This is a genomic window from Ensifer sp. NPDC090286 (genome assembly GCF_044769565.1).
Taxonomy (GTDB): Bacteria; Pseudomonadota; Alphaproteobacteria; order Rhizobiales; family Rhizobiaceae; genus Ensifer.
This window is the reverse complement of the sequence record NZ_JBIVYF010000001.1, coordinates 1,534,784-1,554,252: the sequence shown is the minus strand read 5'-3', so window position 1 is coordinate 1,554,252 and position 19,469 is coordinate 1,534,784. Positions and strand designations below refer to the sequence as shown.

Annotated in this window: 17 protein-coding genes; 11 read left to right on the top strand and 6 right to left on the bottom strand. The window is 64.3% G+C overall.

Annotation, left to right across the window (positions count from 1 at the left end):
• Positions 1-135 precede the first annotated feature (135 nt).
• Genes ACIQUG_RS07735 through ACIQUG_RS07710 form a run of 6 tightly spaced genes read left to right on the top strand, consistent with a single transcriptional unit; the run spans position 136 to position 7,488 of the window.
• Positions 136-1,674 (top strand): aromatic amino acid lyase, encoded by a 1,539-nt coding sequence (locus ACIQUG_RS07735; protein WP_402320618.1) that lies wholly within the window; start codon positions 136-138, stop codon positions 1,672-1,674.
• A gap of 18 nt (positions 1,675-1,692) precedes the next feature.
• Positions 1,693-3,072: a dihydroorotase family protein gene (locus ACIQUG_RS07730; protein ID WP_402319292.1), complete on the top strand. Its 1,380-nt coding sequence runs from the start codon at positions 1,693-1,695 to the stop codon at positions 3,070-3,072.
• Positions 3,069-4,349, top strand: coding sequence for a Zn-dependent hydrolase (locus ACIQUG_RS07725; protein ID WP_402319290.1), 1,281 nt, complete (start codon positions 3,069-3,071; stop codon positions 4,347-4,349). Before ACIQUG_RS07730 ends, ACIQUG_RS07725 begins: the two co-directional genes overlap by 4 nt.
• Before the next feature lies 1 nt (position 4,350).
• Complete coding sequence (locus ACIQUG_RS07720) at positions 4,351-5,445, top strand: DUF917 domain-containing protein (RefSeq protein WP_402319288.1); 1,095 nt, start codon at positions 4,351-4,353, stop codon at positions 5,443-5,445.
• A gap of 11 nt (positions 5,446-5,456) precedes the next feature.
• Positions 5,457-5,786 carry a TfoX/Sxy family protein gene (locus ACIQUG_RS07715; RefSeq protein WP_402319285.1) on the top strand — a complete coding sequence of 110 codons (330 nt, stop codon included), beginning with the start codon at positions 5,457-5,459 and terminating at the stop codon, positions 5,784-5,786.
• Between the two features lie 43 nt (positions 5,787-5,829).
• Positions 5,830-7,488, top strand: coding sequence for a urocanate hydratase (locus tag ACIQUG_RS07710; RefSeq protein WP_402319282.1), 1,659 nt, complete (start codon positions 5,830-5,832; stop codon positions 7,486-7,488).
• A gap of 36 nt (positions 7,489-7,524) precedes the next feature.
• Here the strand turns inward: ACIQUG_RS07710 and ACIQUG_RS07705 are convergent, their stop codons facing one another.
• On the bottom strand, positions 7,525-7,968 hold the full coding sequence (locus ACIQUG_RS07705) for a cupin domain-containing protein (RefSeq protein ID WP_402319279.1): 444 nt from the start codon (positions 7,966-7,968) through the stop codon (positions 7,525-7,527).
• A 71-nt stretch (positions 7,969-8,039) separates the two neighbouring features.
• On the opposite strand from ACIQUG_RS07705, the gene ACIQUG_RS07700 reads away from it, so the two are divergent.
• Positions 8,040-9,665: a winged helix-turn-helix domain-containing tetratricopeptide repeat protein gene (locus ACIQUG_RS07700; RefSeq protein ID WP_402319276.1), complete on the top strand. Its 1,626-nt coding sequence runs from the start codon at positions 8,040-8,042 to the stop codon at positions 9,663-9,665.
• Positions 9,666-9,830: 165 nt separating this feature from the next.
• Positions 9,831-10,634: a class I SAM-dependent methyltransferase gene (locus ACIQUG_RS07695; RefSeq protein ID WP_402319273.1), complete on the top strand. Its 804-nt coding sequence runs from the start codon at positions 9,831-9,833 to the stop codon at positions 10,632-10,634.
• A 7-nt stretch (positions 10,635-10,641) separates the two neighbouring features.
• Here ACIQUG_RS07695 and ACIQUG_RS07690 read toward each other — a convergent pair whose 3' ends face one another.
• The 5 genes from ACIQUG_RS07690 to ACIQUG_RS07670 form a co-directional block, all read right to left on the bottom strand.
• Positions 10,642-11,403 (bottom strand): SDR family NAD(P)-dependent oxidoreductase, encoded by a 762-nt coding sequence (locus tag ACIQUG_RS07690; protein ID WP_402319270.1) that lies wholly within the window; start codon positions 11,401-11,403, stop codon positions 10,642-10,644.
• A gap of 4 nt (positions 11,404-11,407) precedes the next feature.
• Positions 11,408-12,226 carry an ABC transporter permease gene (locus ACIQUG_RS07685; RefSeq protein ID WP_402319267.1) on the bottom strand — a complete coding sequence of 273 codons (819 nt, stop codon included), beginning with the start codon at positions 12,224-12,226 and terminating at the stop codon, positions 11,408-11,410.
• Complete coding sequence (locus ACIQUG_RS07680; protein ID WP_113540374.1) at positions 12,226-13,092, bottom strand: ABC transporter permease; 867 nt, start codon at positions 13,090-13,092, stop codon at positions 12,226-12,228. The genes ACIQUG_RS07685 and ACIQUG_RS07680 overlap by 1 nt, the downstream gene beginning before the upstream one ends.
• A gap of 254 nt (positions 13,093-13,346) precedes the next feature.
• Entirely contained in the window at positions 13,347-14,507 is a 1,161-nt protein-coding gene (locus tag ACIQUG_RS07675) for a spermidine/putrescine ABC transporter substrate-binding protein (RefSeq protein ID WP_402319263.1), read from the bottom strand.
• Between the two features lie 70 nt (positions 14,508-14,577).
• Positions 14,578-15,660 (bottom strand): ABC transporter ATP-binding protein, encoded by a 1,083-nt coding sequence (locus tag ACIQUG_RS07670; protein ID WP_402319260.1) that lies wholly within the window; start codon positions 15,658-15,660, stop codon positions 14,578-14,580.
• Between the two features lie 245 nt (positions 15,661-15,905).
• Between ACIQUG_RS07670 and ACIQUG_RS07665 the strand changes: the two genes are divergently transcribed.
• The 3 genes from ACIQUG_RS07665 (at position 15,906) to ACIQUG_RS07655 (ending at position 19,451) form a co-directional block, all read left to right on the top strand.
• Positions 15,906-16,649, top strand: a complete 744-nt coding sequence (locus ACIQUG_RS07665) for a LuxR C-terminal-related transcriptional regulator (protein WP_371826555.1) — start codon at positions 15,906-15,908, stop codon at positions 16,647-16,649.
• 276 nt (positions 16,650-16,925) lie between these two features.
• Positions 16,926-17,891, top strand: coding sequence for a sugar-binding transcriptional regulator (locus ACIQUG_RS07660; protein ID WP_043615966.1), 966 nt, complete (start codon positions 16,926-16,928; stop codon positions 17,889-17,891).
• A 117-nt stretch (positions 17,892-18,008) separates the two neighbouring features.
• Positions 18,009-19,451, top strand: coding sequence for an extracellular solute-binding protein (locus ACIQUG_RS07655; protein ID WP_043615733.1), 1,443 nt, complete (start codon positions 18,009-18,011; stop codon positions 19,449-19,451).
• Positions 19,452-19,469: the final 18 nt, after the last annotated feature.

The following is a 19,469-nucleotide window of genomic DNA, read 5'->3' as shown; positions in this document are numbered from 1 at the left end:
TAGCATGGACGTGCGATAAGCGCATAGCATGCATCCTGCGAACCGGCATTTTCGAGCGTCGGTTGCGAGACACCAGAGCATCCGCGCACCCCATCGAAAGCATAGGCGGCCATGCGCGGGAGGATCCGTATCGGCATGCTGCACCAGGTCAAGACCATCGTTCTCTGCGGAAAACCGCTGGATTTCGCGACGCTCGAGGATATCGGGGCGGGGCGGGTGCGGCTGGTGGCGGATGGCGGCGGCATGGAGCGGGTGGCGGCCGCCCACAAGGTGATCGCCGACCGCATCGCGATGGGACTGCCGGTCTACGGCTCCAACACCGGCGTCGGCTCGATGAAGGATCGGCTCTGGACGGCCGACGATCTTGCCGAGTTCAACAATTCGCTGGTGCGCGCGCATCACTTCGGTACCGGCGAGTTCTTTGCGCCGGCGATCGTGCGCATGGCGATCGCCATCCGCGTCAACACCGCGATGCGAGGCCACACCGGCTGCAGCCCGGACCTGATCCGGGCGTTTCTGGCCCTCAGCGAACACGATATCATTCCGGCGGTGCGCCGCCACGGATCGATGGGCTGCGCCGATATCGGCCTGATGGGCCAGATCGCCTCGGTGCTGACGGGCGTCGGCGAGGCCTATTATCAGGGGCGTCTCGTCTCGGCCGAGACGGCGCTTGCCGAAGCCAGCCTGGAGCCCTTCGTGATGCAGCCGCGCGACGCGCTGGCGGCGCTCAGCGTCAACGCCATCGCCTTTTCGGCTGCCGCCAATGTGCTGCGCGAAGCGGCCTCGGCCATCCGCGTGCTGCTCGTCACCGGGGTCATGTCGTCGCAAGCGCTCGGGGCGTCTGCCGATCCCTGGCGGGTGGCGGCAACACTCTCGACCCGCGGCGAGGCGGTGGTCGGCTCATGGCTCTATGGCCAGTCCGGCATCTCCGACTGGCCGGTGCCGACGGCGATCCACGATCCCTTGAGCCTGCGCATGACCGCCCAGGTGTTCGGCGCGGTGGTCGATACGCTGCTGGTTGCGGCCGGCCGGTTGGTGGAGCAGACCTATCTCTCCGACGACAACCCTGTTGTCATCGGCGGGCAGGTGCATTCCTCCGGCGCCTCGCTGCCGCTGACGACGACGCTTTATATCGAGGCGGCGCAGATCGCCTTTTCGCATGCGGCGCGCAACGTCTTGAACCGCTGCATCCTTCTTGCGAATGGCGGCCGCCGCAATCTCTCGGTCAATCTGGTGGCGCCGGGCGAGGTCGCGACCGGGCTCGGGCCGCTGATGAAGCTTGCGGTCGAACTCTACATGCGCGTGCAGTCGCTCGCCGTGCCGCTGTCGGCGCAGTCGATCGTCGTGGCGGGCGGGCTCGAGGAGGAGGCGACATTCCTGCCGCTAATCGTCGAGCGCATGGAAACGCAGGTGCGCGATCTTCGTCAGTTGGCGGCGATCGAGGCGATGCTCTCGGCGCAGGCAATCGACCTCGTCGGCGACCAGCCGCAGGGGATCGTCAAGCGCGCCTACGACCAGACCCGCTCCGTCAGCGCGATCTATCTGAAGGACCGGCCGCTCTCGAAGGAGATCGAGGCGCTGCAGGCTGCCTTCACCTGCCACGATCTCCTGCGCTCCTTCGTCGCCTCCGCGCCGATGCCGGAGTTCGACGACTTCTTCGCGCTCGACAAATAATCCGATTGGGAGAGCAGCATGTCCGATTTCGATCTCGTTCTGAAAGGCACCGTTGTTCTCCCCGAAACGATCGTCGAGGGCGGCCATGTGGCGGTTCGCGACGGCAAGGTGGTGCATGTCGGGCAGGGGGCGGCACCGGCGGCGCGCGAGCGGCACGATCTCGGCAACGCGCTGATCCTGCCGGGCGCTGTCGATGCGCAGGTGCATTCGCTGTCGCAGAAGAACCAGGAAGATTTCATCTGGTCGACCCGCTCGGCAGCCGCCGGTGGCGTCACCACTATTGTCGACATGCCTTATGACGAAGGCAATCTCGTCTGCTCGGCCGACGCGCTGCGGCGCAAGATCGACCATGCGGGACCGCAGGCGCGTGTCGATTTCGCGCTCTATGGCACGGTCGATCCGGAGGAGGGACCAGCGCGCATTCTCGAAATGGTGGAGGGCGGAGTTGCCGCCTTCAAGTTCTCGACCTTCGGGACCGATCCCAAACGCTTCCCGCGCATTCCGGCAGCGCTGCTCGAAGACTGCTTCCGTGCGATCTCGCCGACGGGGCTTGCTGCCGGCGTGCACAACGAGGACGACGAGGCGGTGCGTGCGGCGATCGACAAGGTCAAGGCAGCCGGCATCACCGACTATCGCGCCCATGGCCTGTCGCGCCCGCCGCTGACGGAGCTACTCGCCACCAACCAGATCTACGAGACGGGGGTGGCCACCGGCTGCCCGGCGCATGTGGTGCACTGCTCGCTCGGCCGCGGCTACGAGATCGCTGCCGCCTACCGCGCCCAGGGCTACAGGGCGACGATCGAGTGCTGCATTCACTATCTCACGCTCGACGAGGAGAACGACGTTCGCCGTCTCGGCGGCAAGGCGAAGATCAACCCGCCGATCCGGCCGCGCGCCGAGGTGGAAAAGCTCTGGCGGCATGTGGCCGACGGCACGGTAACGATGGTCTCGACCGACCATGTCAGCTGGTCGGAGGACCGCAAGACCAATCCGGAGATGCTGGCCAATGCGTCCGGCGTGCCGGGGCTCGAGGTCATGGTGCCGCTCTTCGTCAAGGGCGCGCTGGAACGCGGCATCCCGCTGACGCGGGCGGCGGAGCTGATGACGCTGAACCCGGCCCGGCATTTCCGCCTTGACCACCAGAAAGGCGCGCTCGAAGCGGGCAAGGATGCCGACATCATCGTCATGACGCCGGAGCCCTATGTCTATGATGCGGCGGCAAGCGGTCACAACGTTGTCGGCTGGTCGCCCTATAACGGCATCCGGCTGCCCTGGCGTGTCTCTGCCACCTATCTGCGCGGCAAGCTTGCCTTCGATGGTCGCCAGGTATTGGCCGAGCCCGGTGCGGGACAGTTTGTCCGGCCGCTTCCAACCCTGGCGCTTCAGGAGGCGAAATGAGCAAGACCGCCCACAAAGTTCCAGCCAATCTGCCCGTCAATGCAAGCCGCATCGCCGGGATCGTCAACGGTCTCGCCGGGATAACCGAACCGGACCGGCCCTATACGCGCCGCGCCTTCACGCCGCTGTTTCTCGAAGGCCGCGCCTTTCTCGACCGGCGCTTTCGCGCCGCCGGGCTTGAAACCCGGATCGACGCTGCCGGCAACCTGATCGGCCGGCGCAAGGGGAAAAAGTCGGCGCTCGGCACCATCCTGCTCGGCTCGCACTCGGACACGGTGCCCGATGGTGGCCGCTTCGACGGCATTGCCGGCGTGGCGGCGGCGCTCGAAGTCGCGCGCGCGCTTGCCGACAACGGCATCGAGCTCGACCACGACCTGGAGATCGTCGATTTCCTGGCGGAGGAAGTGTCGATCTTCGGCGTCTCCTGCGTCGGCAGTCGCGGCATGGCGGGCGTGCTCCCGGATGGCTGGCTCAGCCGCACGCAAGGGGATCTGAGCCTCAGGCAGGGTATCGTCGAAGTGGGCGGTGATCCGTCGCGGCTCGCGGGTTCAAAGCGCTCCGACATCAAGGCTTTCCTCGAACTGCACATCGAGCAGGGGCCGGTGCTGGAGACTGGCCGGCTCGATGTCGGGGTCGTTACCGCCATCTCGGGCATCACCCGCATCGAGATTATCGTAGAAGGGCAGGCGGATCACGCCGGCACGACGCCGATGGGGCATCGGCGCGATGCGCTGGTCGCCGCCTCGCATCTGGTGCTGGAGATCGAGCGGCTGGCGACGGAATTTTCTCATGGCGACGGGCATTTCACCGCGACGGTCGGTGAATTCTCGATTGAACCGAACGCAGCCAATGTGGTGCCGTCTCGCGTCCGGCTGCTGATCGATGCGCGTGCCGAGCTGCGGCCGCAGATGGAACGGTTCCTGGCAACGCTCGGCTCCCTCTGCCAGGGTGTCGCCGAGGCATCGGGCGTGACCATCCCGCCCGCCAATGTGATCTCCGACAACCACCCGACGCCGGGCGATCCGCTGCTGCTTTCGACGCTGGAAGAAAGCTGCGATGCGATCGGCGCCAAGCGTCGACGCATGGCCTCCGGCGCCGGTCACGACACCGCCTGGATGGGGCGCATCACCCGCTCGGCGATGATCTTCATTCCCTGCCTCGGCGGACGTTCGCATGCGCCGGAGGAGTGGGCCGAAAACGACGATATCGCGCTTGGCGCCGCCGTTCTCTTCGATGCGGTGAAGAGGCTCGACAAGAAATTGCAGGAGAAGGTGTGAGATGGGCCGGATACTGAAGGAAAAGGACGTCGAGGCGGCGGTCAAGGGCGGTTCCGTCTATGCGGCGGGTGGTGGCGGCTGGGCCGACCACGGGCGCATGCTCGGCTATGCCGCGGTTTCGATCGGCAAGCCCGAACTCGTCTCGATCGACGAACTCGACGCGCAGGACTGGGTGGCGACGGCAGCCGCGATCGGCGCGCCGGCCTCGACCACGCCGTGGGAGATGCGCGGGGTCGATTACGTCAAGGCGGTGCAGCTGTTGCAGGAGGCGCTCGGCGAAAAGCTTTCAGGCCTGATCATTGGCCAGAACGGCAAGTCCTCGACGCTCAACGGCTGGCTGCCCTCGGCGATCCTCGGCACCAAGGTGGTCGACGCGGTCGGCGATATTCGCGCGCACCCGACCGGCGACATGGGCTCGATCGGCCTTGCCGGTTCGCCCGAGCCGATGATCCAGACGGCGGTCGGCGGCAACCGCGAAGAGAACCGCTATATCGAACTGGTGGTGCGCGGCGCCACCGCCAAGGTCTCGCCGATCCTGCGGACCGCTTCCGACATGTCCGGTGGCTTCATCGCCTCCTGCCGCAATCCGGTCAGGGCATCTTACGTCAAAGCCAATGCGGCGCTCGGCGGCATCTCGCTGGCGCTGGCGCTCGGGGAGGCGATTATCGCTGCCGAAGCCAAGGGCGGCAGCGCCATCATCGATGCAATCGTCAAGGCCACCAATGGAGCGATCCTGGCCGAAGGCACGATCAACGACAAATCGGTCGTCTACACCAAGGAAGCTTTTGACATCGGCACGGTAACGCTCGGGAAGGGCGCTGACTCTACGGTCCTCCACGTGATGAACGAATATATGGCGGTTGACTCTGCGGAAGGCACACGACTTGCGACCTTCCCCGACGTCATCACCACGCTGTCACCGGAGGGCGAGCCCTTGAGCGTCGGCCAGCTGCAAGTGGGCATGAAGATCTTTGTGCTGCATGTGCCGAAGACGGTAATCCCGCTGTCCTCCAGCGTGCTCGACCCGACGGTCTATCCCTCGGTCGAAAAGGCGATGGGCATCGAACTTGCCCGCTACGCGCTTGCAGGCAACTGAGGGGCGACGTCATGGCGCGCGATGCCGGACTGGAAGAGTTGATCCGTGAAGAGCTCGGCGACCGCGCCGGGCTCTCGGAAAAGGCGATGTTCGGTGGCTGGGCCTATCTGCTTCACGGCAACCTGCTGCTCGGTGCGCGCGAGGGTTCGCTGCTCGTCCGGCTCGGCAAGGGCAATGACGGCTGGGCGCTCGCTCTGCCTGATATCGAGCTGATGGTGATGAACGGGCGGGCGATGCATGGCTGGGTGCGTGCCGGGGCGGACGCCTATGGCGACGATGCCCTGCGAAAGCGGCTGCTCGATGGGGCGATAACCTTTGTCGAGACGTTGCCGCCGAAGTGAAGTTGGGGTCTGCCCCGCCGAGACAACAACAAGGAATGAGACGATGCCCAAGGCCAATCCCCGTCATCCTGGTTTTCCCATTCCCGGCGGCCCGGAGCTGCGCGCCAAGGGCTGGCGGCAGGAAGCGTTGCTGCGGCTCTTGGAAAACGTCCTTTCGGTCGGCGAGGACCCGGACAATCTCGTCGTTTACGCGGCTCTCGGCAAGGCGGCGCGGAACTGGCCGGCGCACCGCGCCATCGTCAAGGCGCTCACCGAAATGGACGAGGGCCAGACGCTCATCATCCAGTCGGGCAAGCCCGTCGGCCTGTTGAAGACCCATGCCAAGGCGCCGCTCGTCATTATGGCCAATTGCAACATCGTGGGCCAATGGGCGAAGGCCGAGGTGTTCTATGATCTGCAGCGAAAAGGGCTGATCTGCTGGGGCGGGCTGACGGCCGGCGCCTGGCAATATATCGGCAGCCAGGGCGTGATCCAGGGCACCTACGAGATCTTCATGCGCATTGCCGAACGCCGCTTCGGCGGTGATCTCTCCGGCCGTTTCGTGCTGACCGCCGGCCTCGGGGGCATGGGCGGCGCGCAGCCGCTTGCCGGCCGCATGGCGGGAGCGGCGATCCTCTGCGTCGATATCGACGCCGATCGGGCGCGAAAGCGCCAGGAGATCGGCTACCTGCAGGAGATCGCGCCCGATCTCGATACGGCGCTCGCGATGATCGACGCGGCGGTCAAGGATAAGCGGGCGCTTTCCGTCGGCCTCGTCGGCAACGCGGCGGAGATCTATCCGGAGATCGCCCGGCGCGGCATCGTGCCGGACGTGGTGACCGACCAGACCTCGGCGCACGACCTTGTCTACGGTTACGTGCCGAAAGGCATGAGCCTCGACGAGGTGAAATCGCTGCGCGACGACGGCCAGGGACAGCTGATGGCGGCAAGCCGGGCCTCGATCGTCGAGCACGTCAAGGCGATGCTCGACTTCCTGAAGAAGGGTGCGGAAGTCTTCGACAACGGCAACCTGATCCGCACCCAGGCGCGCGAGGGCGGCGTTGCCAATGCCTTCGACATACCGATCTTCACCGAAGCCTATCTGCGCCCGCTCTTTGCCCGCGCCATCGGTCCGTTCCGCTGGATGGCGCTTTCCGGCGAGGAGGGCGACATTGCCCGGATCGACGACCTGCTGCTCGACATGTTCCCGCACAACCGCATCGTCACCAACTGGATCCGGCTTGCGCGCCAGCATATCCCGTTTGAGGGCCTGCCGGCCCGCATCGCCTGGCTGGGGCATGGCGAGCGCACGGAACTGGCGCGGCGCGTCAACGAACTGGTGGCATCCGGCGAACTGAAAGGCCCGATCGCGTTTTCCCGCGACCATCTCGATGCCGGCGCCATGGCGCATCCCAACATCATGACCGAGCGGATGAAGGACGGATCGGACGCGATCGCCGACTGGCCGCTGCTCGACGCCATGCTGCTCTGCTCGTCCATGGCCGATCTCGTCGTCGTGCATTCCGGCGGCGGCGGCTATGCCGGCTACATGACCAGCTGCGGCGTGACGGTCGTCGCCGATGGTACCGTTGAGGCCGACGAGCGGCTCGACTATGCGCTCACCAACGACACGTCCCTCGGCGTCATCCGCTATGCGGATGCCGGCTATGACGAGAGCTTCGAGGAGATCGCCGCCAAGGGCATAGGGCATGTGAAGGTGTGAGAAGCTGCGGCTTTGCCGTAAGCAGCCTCACACCTGTCATGGCACGCGGGAATCCATTTCAGGATAGAGAACAAGGCTTTCCTGCGCGGTGGGCTCGTTGCGCGCCCCGACAAAGACGGCTGGTTGACCTCCCCGATTAACGGCCACGTGCAACACGTTGGCGGGGATGTAGAGATAATCTCCCGGGTGCATCACATCCCGGTGCTGGAGTTCATCGCCACTCCACAGTTCAAGCTCTTCGCCGCTCAACATGTAGAAGGCCGTCTCGTGGCGCTCGTGCACATGCGCCTTGGTGCGCTTTCCAGGCGGGATCGTCGCGATACCGAGCCACAGCGTGGTGGAGCCAACGGACTCCGCACTGACGCCGGGCAGGTAATCGGACCCCTGTTCGGCGCGGTAACCGGCGTCTCCTTTGGATATGAGGGCCTTGGCTCCCGAGAAGCCTGGTCGCGCGTCGGTTCGTTCTTCTGAAATCGTCATGTTTCGGCCTCCTCTGTGGTAGTCTGGTGACCTGCGCAAAAGGATCGCAAGAAGACCGGCTGGAGTCCTGAATGGAAGGGCGAAAAGTTCCGAATTCTTCCGAAGAAGTCGTGGCCGATAGCGTCGAGCCGCGACTGTTCGCGTTCGGGACATTCATGCTCGACATGCAGCGCGGCGCACTGACGTGTGATGGGCGGCGGGTCGCCATTGGCCATAAGGGCTTGCTGCTTCTGCACGCGCTGGTGCGAGCGCCGATGCAGGTCGTGAGCAAGTCTGCGCTGATGGAGGCAGCCTGGCCCACGGCCGTCGTCGAGGAAAGCAATCTCTCGGTTCAGATCGCTGCCTTGCGGAAATTTCTAGGCTCTCAACCGGAGGGCAGCGAATGGATCGCCACCGTGCCGCGTGCGGGGTATCGTTTTGCCGGCCGGGTCAATTGCCTGCATGCTGCCCTTGATGCGCCGCCGGCGTTGCCAGGGTCGCCCGCGAACCCGGGCAGACCATCGATCGCGATCCTGCCGTTTGCAAATCTGAGCAGCGACAAGCAACAGTCCTATCTGGTCGATGGAATCACCGAAGACGTGATCACAGCGCTCACGCGATTTCGGTGGTTTCGGGTCATCGGGCGCAATTCAAGTTTCGTCTACAAGCACAGGTCGGTGAGTGCCAAGCAGGTGGGCCGAGACCTTGGCGTCGATTACGTGCTCGAAGGAAGCGTGCGCCGCTCCGGTGGCCGTCTTCGGGTCTCCACGCAACTGGTCGAAACCAGCTGCGCCAGCCAGGTCTGGGCCGAACGGTATGACCTGGAAATGGAAGAGGCATTCGCAGTTCAAGACGCCATCGCAGAGAGAGTTGCAGGCGCAATAGAACCGGAACTGCTGAAGACGGCGTCACTCCCCGCGGCGTCGCGGCACACGGGAAATTTGACGGCGTGGGAGATCGTGCGGCAGGGGACCTGGTACTTTCACCACGTTGGCCAGCAGACCCATCTGATGGCGCGAGAGCTGTTCAGGGAGGCCTGTCGGCTTGATCCCGAGCTTGCCGAAGCGCATCTCTGGCTTGGCCGCGTAAGCGCCGGCATCGTCGCCTACGGATGGAGCGAGCATCCTTCCGATGACATCCGGGAGGGTTTGGACGCCGCCTTGGCGGCCGTTCGGCTCGACGAAAAGAACCCGTACACACACTATGCGCTCGCGATCTGCAGCGCCTATGCGAATGCGCCCGAGCAGGCGATTCTTGCCGCCGAAAGGGCGATCGAGATCAGCCCGAGTTTCGCCCTTGGCCACCTTGTCCGCGGAATGGCGGAGCTGTTCAGGGGAAACGCGTCCGGTGCCATAGCGCCGCTGGAACACGGTCTCATGTTGAACGCCAACGACCCGCAGAACTTCGTCTGGCTGAATTTTCTGGCGCTCGCCCACCTGTTTGCCGGCGACGGATCGAGTGCGCTCGCTGCCGCCGTGAAGGCCCAAAAGGTGCGCCCGTCCTGGCGACCGGTCCAGGAAACGCTGGCCTGCTGTTATGTGGCTGCCGGGCGTCTTGCAGAAGCTCGATCATCGCGCGCGTTGATGAGCGAAATGGAGAACGCGTCAGGCGATGCTTTAGGGCCGCTGAGACAGCGCAATCCGCATTGGCAACAACGATTGGCGGAATTGTTGCGACAGATCCCGGGCAACCCGCTTCCGACGCCTCAATCTTCCTGACTTCCTTGCAGCTTTGGCCATTCTCGAAATCACGCCCGCTCGTGCAGGCGACCGGACGACCGTTGCTCGCACCGTTGATGCTGACGGTGCTCGAGCGGTGACCCGGTGTCTTGGTGTCGCCCCTGCGGCACGTTACAATGCAGGTCTCACTGCCCGGAGGCGATCATGACATCGAGCTTCAATGTGCAGAGTGCTGCCGGTTACGAGCAGCTGATGGGGCGATGGAGCCGGCAGCTTGCGCCGCTGTTCATCGATTTTGCGGGTGTTGCCGACGGCGAGCGGGTGCTGGACGTCGGTTGCGGCACGGGAAGTCTGACATTTGCGCTGCCGCGTGCGGCCGATGTCAGCGACATCGTTGCGATTGACTTCTCGCCCGTCTTCGTCGAGGCGACGATCATAGCGAATTCCGATCCGCGGATCAAAGTCCAGCAGGCCGATGCCTGCGCGTTGCCCTTCTCCGATGCGTCCTTCGACCGGGCGCTGGCGCTGCTGGTGCTGCACTTCGTGCCGGAAGCCGGCAAGGCTATTGCCGAAATGCGCCGGGTCACGCGGCCGGGCGGCGTCGTTGCGGCCGCTGTCTGGGATCATTTCGGCGGCATGCCGGGCATGCGCATGGTGCTCGATGTGGCGGCCATGCTCGATGGCAATGCCGAGCAGGTGCGCGGTCGCTATTGTTTCCAGCCGATGATGCGGCCGGGTGAGATGATGCAGAGCTTCGTCTCGAATGGCCTCGCGGACGTCCGGCAGACCTCGCTGCTGATCCGCATGGACTATCAGTCCTTCGCCGATTTCTGGGAGCCGATTGCCGCAGGCGAGGGGCCGCTCGGCAAGTATGTCGGCTCGCTGGATGCGGGGATGCGGGCGAAGCTCGACGCGGCCATTCGCGCCGCCTACGAAGCCGGCCAGCCGGATGGGCCGCGGTCCTTTGCGGCGGTTGCGTGGGCCTGCCGGGGTGTTGTTCCGTCCTAACGGCTCGCTACACCACCGTCTCGCCGCCATCGACCACCAGGATCTGGCCGGTCATGTAGGAGGAGCGGTCGGAGACGAGGAAGAGGATCGACTCGGCGATCTCGTCTACGCTGGCCCAGCGGCCGAGCGGGACCTTTTCGCGGATATAGGATTCGATCGCGCCGCGGCCGCCCATTTGCGCGATGAAAGGTTCGTTGAAGGGCGTGTCGACCCAGCCGGGGCAGAGCGCGTTGACGCGGATGCCGTGGCGGGCGTAGTCGCCGGCCATCTGCTTGGTCATGGCGATGACGGCGTGTTTGGTGGTCGTATAGGCGATCATCTCGCGGTCGTAGAGCACGCCCGAGGAAGAGGACGTGTTGAGGATGACACCGCGGCCGGCAGCCCGCATCGACGGCATGACCAGGCGGGCCGCCATGAAATGCGCGCGCACGTTGAGGTTCCAGGAGCGGTCGAAGCCTGCGACCTCGACCTCCTCCAGATCGCCTGCGACCTGCGCGCCTGCATGGTTGTGCAGGATGTCGATGCGGCGATGGCGGTAGAGGATATCGGCTATGCCGTCGGAAAGGGCAGCGTCATCCGTCACGTCGATCGCCAGCGCCTCGGCGCTGCCGCCCTTCGCGGCGATGTCTTCCACGGCGGTTGCTGCTGCCGAAAGGCTGCGGTCGACCACGACGACATGGGCGCCTTCGCGCGCCATGATGGCGGCACCCGCCTGACCGATCCCGGAGCCCGCTCCGGTCACGATCGCGACCCGGTCTTTCAGGATCATGGTTTCACTCCCCGGATTTCGTTTTCTTTTCCCGCATCAGGATGCGGGCGGTCAGGATCAGAAGCAGCGAGGCGACGAGCACCAGCGTCGCGATCGCGTTGATCTCGGGCGTCACGCCGCGGCGGATCGAGGCGAAGACGTAGATCGGCAGCGTGGTCTTCGAGCCCGCGACGAAGAAGGCGATGATGAAGTCGTCGAAGGAGAAGGTGAAGGCCAAGAGGAAGCCGGCAAGGATCGAGGGCAGGATCTGCGGCAGCACGATCAGCCGGAAGGTGGTGAGCGGGGTTGCGTAGAGATCACCAGATGCCTCGACGATATCGCGGCCGAGGCTGGCGATGCGGGCCTTCACGATCATCGTCACCAGCGCCATCGAGAACAGGCCGTGGGCGGCGATGATCGAGCCGTAGCCAAGCCCGAGCTGCGGCGGCTGGTCGCCGGGCCAGATCGTCGCCAGCGCCGGGTTGACGAAGGAGAAGACGGCAACGAGCGCCACCAGCGTCGCAATGCCGATGACGACGCCGGGCACGACGATTGCCGCGGCAAAGAGCGCATCGAAGATCGCGCGGTTGCGCGGCGCCAGCCGCTCCATGCCAAGGGCCGCCATGGTGCCGAAGATCGCGGCGAGCGTGGCGCTGGTAAAAGCGATCAGCAGGCTGTTCTGCAGGGCCGAGACCAGGAAGGTGTTGCCAAGCGCCTTGCCGTACCAGGCGGTCGAAAAGCCGGTGAACTCGCTGGCGTTGCGTCCGGCGTTGAAGGAGAACAGCACGACCAGCGCGATCGGCGCGTAGAGGAAGAGATAGACGGAGGAGATGAAGGCGCGCATCAGACGAGATCCACCTGTCTTGTGCCGGCGACGCGGAAGGCGATGCGCATGGCCACCATCAGGATCACCACGACGACGGCAACCAGCGTGACGGCGATCGCCGAGCCGAAGGGCCAGTTTCTCGATTGCAGGAAGAGATCGACCAGCGCATTGCCGATGAAGAACACCTTGCCGCCGCCCAAGAGCTGCGGGATCAGGTACTCGCCGAGCAGCAGGATCGTCACCAGTGCGACGCCGGTCATGACGCCCGGCAGCGACAAGGGCAGGGTGACGCCGAAGAAGGTCGAGACCGGTCTCCCGCCGAGATCGGCGGAGGCTTCGAGCAGGCGGCGGTCGAGTTTTTCAAGGCTCACATAGATCGGCATGATCATCAGCGGCAGGTAGCCGTAGACGATGCCGAGCAGGACTGCGCCCGGGGTGTTCAGCATCCGGACGTCCTCGATGCCGATCATCGAAAGCAGGTTCGGGATGCCGCGGGAGCCGAGGATGTACATCCAGGCATAGGTGCGCACGAGCAGGCTGGTCCAGAAGGGCACGACGACGAGCGACACGAGGATCAGCCGGTAGCGCGGGTTCGCCTTGACCGCAAGGTAGTAGGCGACCGGGTAGGCGATCAGCAGGCAGGCAAGCGCGCCGATCGGCGCCAGGATCAGCGTGTTCCAGAAGGCGGCCGCTCGCGTCGGCAGGTTGGCAAATTGCGCAAAGGTGAAGGCCGCCTGGTAGCCGCCTTCCGGTGCGCGCTCGCCAAAGGCGAAGACCAGCATGGCGATGAAGGGCAGCACGAGGAAGATCATCAACCAGGCCGCGGCCGGCGCCACCAGCGCCGCCGTCACCAGGTTTCTCTTCGTATTCGTTGCCGCGGTCATAAGGTTTGGTCCGTTGTGTTCCAGAATGTTTTGGTCGTCGCGCTAAACGGTGAGGAAAGCCCTTCATCCGGCCTGCCGGCCCCCTTCTCCCCGTTTGCGGGGAGAAGGGGACTAGTGGCGCCCGCCCGGTCCCTTTCTTCCGGCAGAAGCAGGAGGGCAGGGAGCTCTCGGCTTGTCCCTTCTCCCCGTCAGGACGGGGAGAAGGTGCCGGCAGGCGGATAAGGGGCGCTTCCCTCAGATGCCGTCGCGTTTGATCAGGCCGACTTGAAGCGTGCCATCAGTTCGGCGCGGCCGGGGTCGGTGAGGGTCACGGCGGCGCCGAATTCGAGCGGCGTCAGCGATGCCTCGTCCGGGTAGACGATCTTGTTGGATGTCACGTCGACGGGCAGCAGCTTCAGGACGCGGCTGTCTGTGGTCGGCGCACCGTTGGCGATGTGCTCCTTCATGGCGTTTTCCGGCGCCATCAGGTAGTTGAGCAGCGCATAGCCGGCCGCCTTGTTGGCCGCACTCTTCGGGATCGCGTAGAAGTCCGACCAGATCTCGCCGCCGTCCTTGCCGAGCGTGAACAGGATTTCCGGCATGTCGCGGTTGAGCTGTGCGCCGTCATTGGTCCAGCACATGGTCATCCAGGCATCGGTCGCGCGCATCGACGGCTGGTAGTCGCTGTTGATGGCGTAGAGATGCGGCTTGACCTTGATCAGCAGTTCCTCGGCCTTGGCGAGTTCTTCCGGCTTGATCGAGTTGAAGGAATAGCCGAGCGACACCAGCGCGTTGCCGATGGTGGTGAGCTGGTAGTCGTGCACCATGGCGCGGCCGTCGCCGTCGGTCATGGCGATCTCGAAGAATTCCTTCCAGCTGGTGACCGGCTTCTTGATCTTCGCCGAATTGACCGCAATGCCGGTCGTGCCCCAGTTCTTCGGCACCGCATAGGTCTTGCCATCGACAGTGCCCTCGTTGGTGAAACGGGCGGTCTCGGTCGCGGCGTCGTAGTTCGGAAGCTTTGACATATCGAGCTCGTCGATGAGGCCGAGCTTCACATAGGTCGAGATCGTGTAGTTGGTGGGAACGAAGAGATCCCAGCCGGTGCCGCCGGCCTGGAGTTTGGCCAGCATCTCCTCGTTGGAGCCGAAGACGTTGACTTCGACGGCAACGCCGGTTGCTGCCTGGAAGGCCTCGAAGGTTGCCGGGTCGTGGTAGTTCGGCCAGGTGGCGATCGACATCTGCGTGCCGAGATCGCCGGCAAAGGCGGTGGAATTGAAGAGGCCCGGCTGGCGTGCGAGCACGGCGGTCGCAAGGCCGAGGCCGGTGACGCCGAGGAAATGGCGGCGCGTGACCGAGCCGCGCTTCAGGCGCATCAGTTCGTCCGAGAGCTGGTCGGCGTTAATCGGGGCATTTTCTCTGTACCATTTGCTCATGACGCTGTTCCCTTTATCGTTTGACGTTCATGCGTAGGCGGCAGAACCGGCTTTTCGAAGCCGGGCGATGTCAGGCTGGAAAGACGTGAAGCGCGTTCGGATCGAAGGCGAGGCCGACCTTTTCGCCGGGCTCGACGAGTTCGCTGTCCCCGAGCGTGCGGCGGTCGGCGGTGACCAGGAAATCGCCGAGACCGTCGACGGCGACGGAATATTCGACCGCCGACCCCAGGAAGATCCGGTGCGTGACCGTGCCGGCCAATGCTTCAGCGCTTGCCGCGCCGTTGCGGGCGAGCCGGATCGCCTCGGGTCTCAGCGCCACCGTTGCTGCACCTTTTGTGCCGTTGACGGCGGAGGTGGCGAAGCGGGCGCCATTGGCAAGGACGAGCGACGAGGTGCCGTCGACCGTGGCATCGATACGATTGGTCTTGCCGACGAAATCGGCGACGAAAAGGCTTGCGGGCCGGTCGTAGATTTCCTGCGGCGGGCCGACCTGGACGATGCGGCCGGCGTTCATGACGCAGACGAAATCGCTCATCGACAGCGCTTCTTCCTGGTCGTGGGTGACAAGCACGAAGGTAATGCCGAGTTCGCGCTGCAGGGTCTGCAGCTCGATCTGCATGGCGGTGCGCAGCTTCTTGTCGAGGGCCGCCAGCGGTTCGTCGAGCAGAAGCACCTTCGGCTTGTTGACGATGGCGCGAGCGAGCGCCACGCGCTGCTGCTGGCCGCCGGACATTTCGTGGATGCGGCGTTTGCCGAAGCCGCCGAGCCGCACCATTTCCAGCGCCTCCTGGGCGCGGCGTGCGATCTCGGCGCTGGCGATGCGCGGCCGCATCTGCCTCAAGCCGTAGGAGACGTTGGCTTCGACATCGAGATGGGGGAATAGCGCATAGTGCTGGAACACCATGTTGACCGGGCGGCGATAGGCGGCAACCCCGTTCATCGGCTCGCCGCTGATGAAGACCGTGCCTTCGCTCGGCTGCTCGAAGCCGCCGATCATGCGCAGGCAGGTGGTCTTGCCGCAGCCCGACGGCCCGAGAAGCGCCATGAAGGCGCCGCGCGGCACCTCGAGATTGATGTCGGAAACGGCCGTCACGGCGCCATAACGTTTGGCGACCGAACGGAACTCGATGTCGTTCGTCGAAGCGGATGTCACGTCTGTTCCCTGCGGTTGTTTTCGGATGTCGCCAGGATCTCGTATCCCGGCACTCCACCGTCATTGACACGCAGCCTAGTCACCACATGCCTAGCCGGTATATACCCCGAGAGAGGTATTTCAACGCGGATTGCTCTGTGTGAGGAGTATACCCCAGAGCAGGAAACACCGGCCGGGAGGGCGGTTTGAGCGTCGATCTCGAAGGACTTTTTCAGGTCATGGCGCCGCTGGTGGCGGGGGCGGCGATGGACGACGAGACCGTCGGCTCCACCTATCGGCGGCTGATGTCAAAGCTGATGACCTTCGACTACGTTGTCGTCTTCGCCTATCGCGGCAAGGAGCGGCCGATCGATCTCTACAGCACCTTCAACGCCAGGGATCACGTGCTCTTCGTCAGCCTCTACCAGGCCGGGCCGTATCTGCTCGACCCGTTCTACCACGCGGCGATCAAGAGTGAGCCCGGCGTCTGGCGGATGCGGGAGCTGGCGCCCGACCGGTTCTTCTCGTCGGAATACTACCGCACTTACTACGTACAGACCGGGCTTGCCGAAGAGGTCGGTTTCTTCGTGCCGGTCGACGAGCAGATCACCGTCGTGCTTTCGCTGATGCGGCGCGAGGCGACGGGGACTTTCAGCACTGCTGAGTTCGCGCTTCTGAAAAAGGTGGAGCCGCTGGTCTCCGGCCTGGTGCGCCATCATTGGGCCGATCTCGGCCGCCGCTTCGATGCGGCGCTGGCCAAAACCGGGCGCAGCAAACGCAAGGCGACGCATCCGCCGGCCGACGGCGTCTGGCAACATCTCAATCTGACGGAGCGCGAAGCCTCGATCATCGAGTTGGTGCTGCAGGGCCATTCGTCGGAATCGATCGGGCTCCGGCTCGGCATCTCCACCGGCACGGTGAAGGTCCACCGCCGCAACGTCTACCGCAAGCTCGGCATTTCCTCGCAGACGCAATTGCTGTCGCTCTACCTCCGAAACCTCGGGCAATAATCCGGCGACCCGTGCACCGCCGACGGTCGGTCGATCGTCCGTCGTGCGGTGCCTTTCCCACTTCCCAAGAACGCCTGATCTCCGTTGCCTGCCGACGGCCGCTGCCATTGCGTGCAGCCGTCGCGACCGCTCAACCGCCTCTTCACAAACGTGATCGCTCATTTGTCAGGTGCTATTGACATTTTTTTCACGTCATGAAATTTCTTTCATTAACGGATAAAAATATCACGCGGTGCAAAAATTATCATGCAGCGCAACAAGAACCGGGTGGAAACAATGACGATCGGCGGGACAGGCATTCGGGACGACGAGACCAGCATGGCGACGCGGGCAGCGTGGCTGCACTATGCCGGCGGCCTGACCCAGGCGGAGGTCGCCAAGCGTCTGGGGCTGACCTCGCTGAAAGCCCACCGGCTGATCATGAAGGCCAACCAGGAAGGGCTGGTGAAGGTCTATATCGACGGCGAAGTCTCCGAATGCGTCGAACTCGAGCAGGCGCTTTCGGCCCGCTTTGGCCTCGACTACTGCGAAGTGGTGCCAGACTTTGACTCTGACGAACTGCCCTTGAAGGCGCTCGGCATTTCCGGTGCGCAGTTCCTGAAGCGCGAGATCGAGCGCGGCGAGACCGCGCTGGTCGGCGTCGGCCACGGCCGCACACTCGCCGCCTGTGTCGAATACCTGCCGCGGATCGGAAGCGGCAACACCCGCTTCGTCTCGCTGCTCGGCGGGCTCACCCGCAAGTTCTCCGCCAACCCGCATGACGTGATCCACCGGCTCGCCGAGCGCACCGGTGCCGAGGCCTATGTCATGCCGGTGCCGTTCTTCGCCAACACGATCGAGGATCGCGACGTGCTCTTCAGCCAGCGCGGCGTGCGCGAGGTCTTCGATCTCGCCAAGACAGCCGATCTCCTGATGGTCGGCATCGGCACCGTCGAGCGCGAGGCGTCGCTGGTTTCGACCGGCATGATCGAGACGAGCGAGATCGAGGACATCCAGAAGGGCGGGGCGATGGGCGAACTGCTCGGCCACTTCTTCGACCGCGACGGCAAGCCGGTCGAGACCACGCTTTCCGACCGCACGTTTACGCTCAGCCGCGAGGACCTGAAGAACCGCCGCACGGTCGCTGTGGCCGGCGGCAAGATCAAGGTGCCCGCTATTCGCGCCGTTCTCGCCAGCGGGCATTTGAGCGGTCTCATTACCGACGAGAGGACTGCGAGGGCGCTGGCCGCCGACGGCGCATGAGGCGCTGACACATTCGAGGCCATGAGGGCAGGGAGGATCTGCCCACGGTCTTAAAGGGAGGAATACCGGTGGGGTAGCCGGCAGTCGCAATCATACCCGCAACGGAGGAGAAGACGAATGTACGAGAAGGAGAAGGACCTCATCAGCGCATTCCTGCGTGGGGAGGTGGACCGCCGCGGCATGCTCAAGGGATTGGGGGCTGCAGGCCTGGCAGCCGGCACGGCCGGCACGCTGTTCAACATGATGTCGACGCAGGCGCTGGCCGCCGATTTCGACTGGAAGGCACATTCCGGCAAGAAGCTGAAGCTGCTTTTGAACAAGCACCCTTACGCCGATGCGATGATTGCCAACCTGCAGGCCTTCAAGGACCTGACGGGCATCGACGTTACCTATGACGTGTTCCCGGAAGACGTCTATTTCGACAAGGTGACGGCGGCGCTGTCGTCCGGCTCGGCCGAATACGATGCCTTCATGACTGGCGCCTACATGACCTGGACCTATGGTCCGGCCGGCTGGATCGCCGACCTCAACGAGTGGATCAAGGACCCGGCCAAAACCAACCCCAACTACAACTGGGACGATTTCCTGGCCGGCGTGAAGAACTCCTGCGCCTGGAACGGCCAGCCGGGCGGGGCGCTCGGTTCGGAAGACGCCAAGCAGTGGTGTATTCCGTGGGCATTCGAGCAGAACAACATCACCTATAACCGCGAGATGTTCGACAAGGCCGGCGTCGAGCTGCCGAAGAATCTCGACGACATGATCACGGTTGCGGCCAAGCTGCAGAAGGACATCGGCGGCATCTACGGCATCGGCGTTCGCGGTTCGCGCTCCTGGGCGACGATCCATCCGGGCTTCCTGTCGGGTTACGCCAACTTCAACCAGAAGGACCTGAACGTTTCGGCCGACGGCAAGCTGTCGGCAGCGATGGGCACGGCGGAATCCAAGGCCTATCACGCCAAGTTCGTGCAGATGATCCAGGAAAGCGGTCCGAAGGACTGGTCGACTTACACCTGGTACCAGGTCGGCACCGACCTTGGCGCCGGCGCCTCGGCAATGATCTTCGACGCCGATTGCCTCGGCTACTTTATGAACGGCGGTGACAACAAGATGGCCGGCAAGCTCGGTTATGCCGCCTTTGCCGCCAACCCGGAAGCGACCGCCTCGACGCCGAACATCTGGATCTGGTCGCTCGCCATGTCCAACTTCTCCAAGGACAAGGACGCCACCTGGTACTTCCTGCAATGGGCTTCCGGTCCGGAGCACGCGCTGTTCGGCGCCACCAAGATGGACTTCGTCGATCCGGTTCGCCAGTCGATCTGGAAGGACGAGATGTTCCGCGAGAAGCTCAACGGCAAGTATCCGGGTTATGTCGAAATGTTCGACGCCTCGGCCGCCGGCGCCTCCATCAAGTTCACGCCGCAGCCGCTGTTCTTCGACGTCACCACCGAATGGGCATCGACACTGCAGAAGATGGTGGCCAAGCAGGTGCCCGTCGATGAAGGTCTCGACCAGCTCGTCGAAAGCATCAACCGCCAGCTCCAAGAGGCGGGTCTCGGCTGATAGGCCTCCCAAGCGATG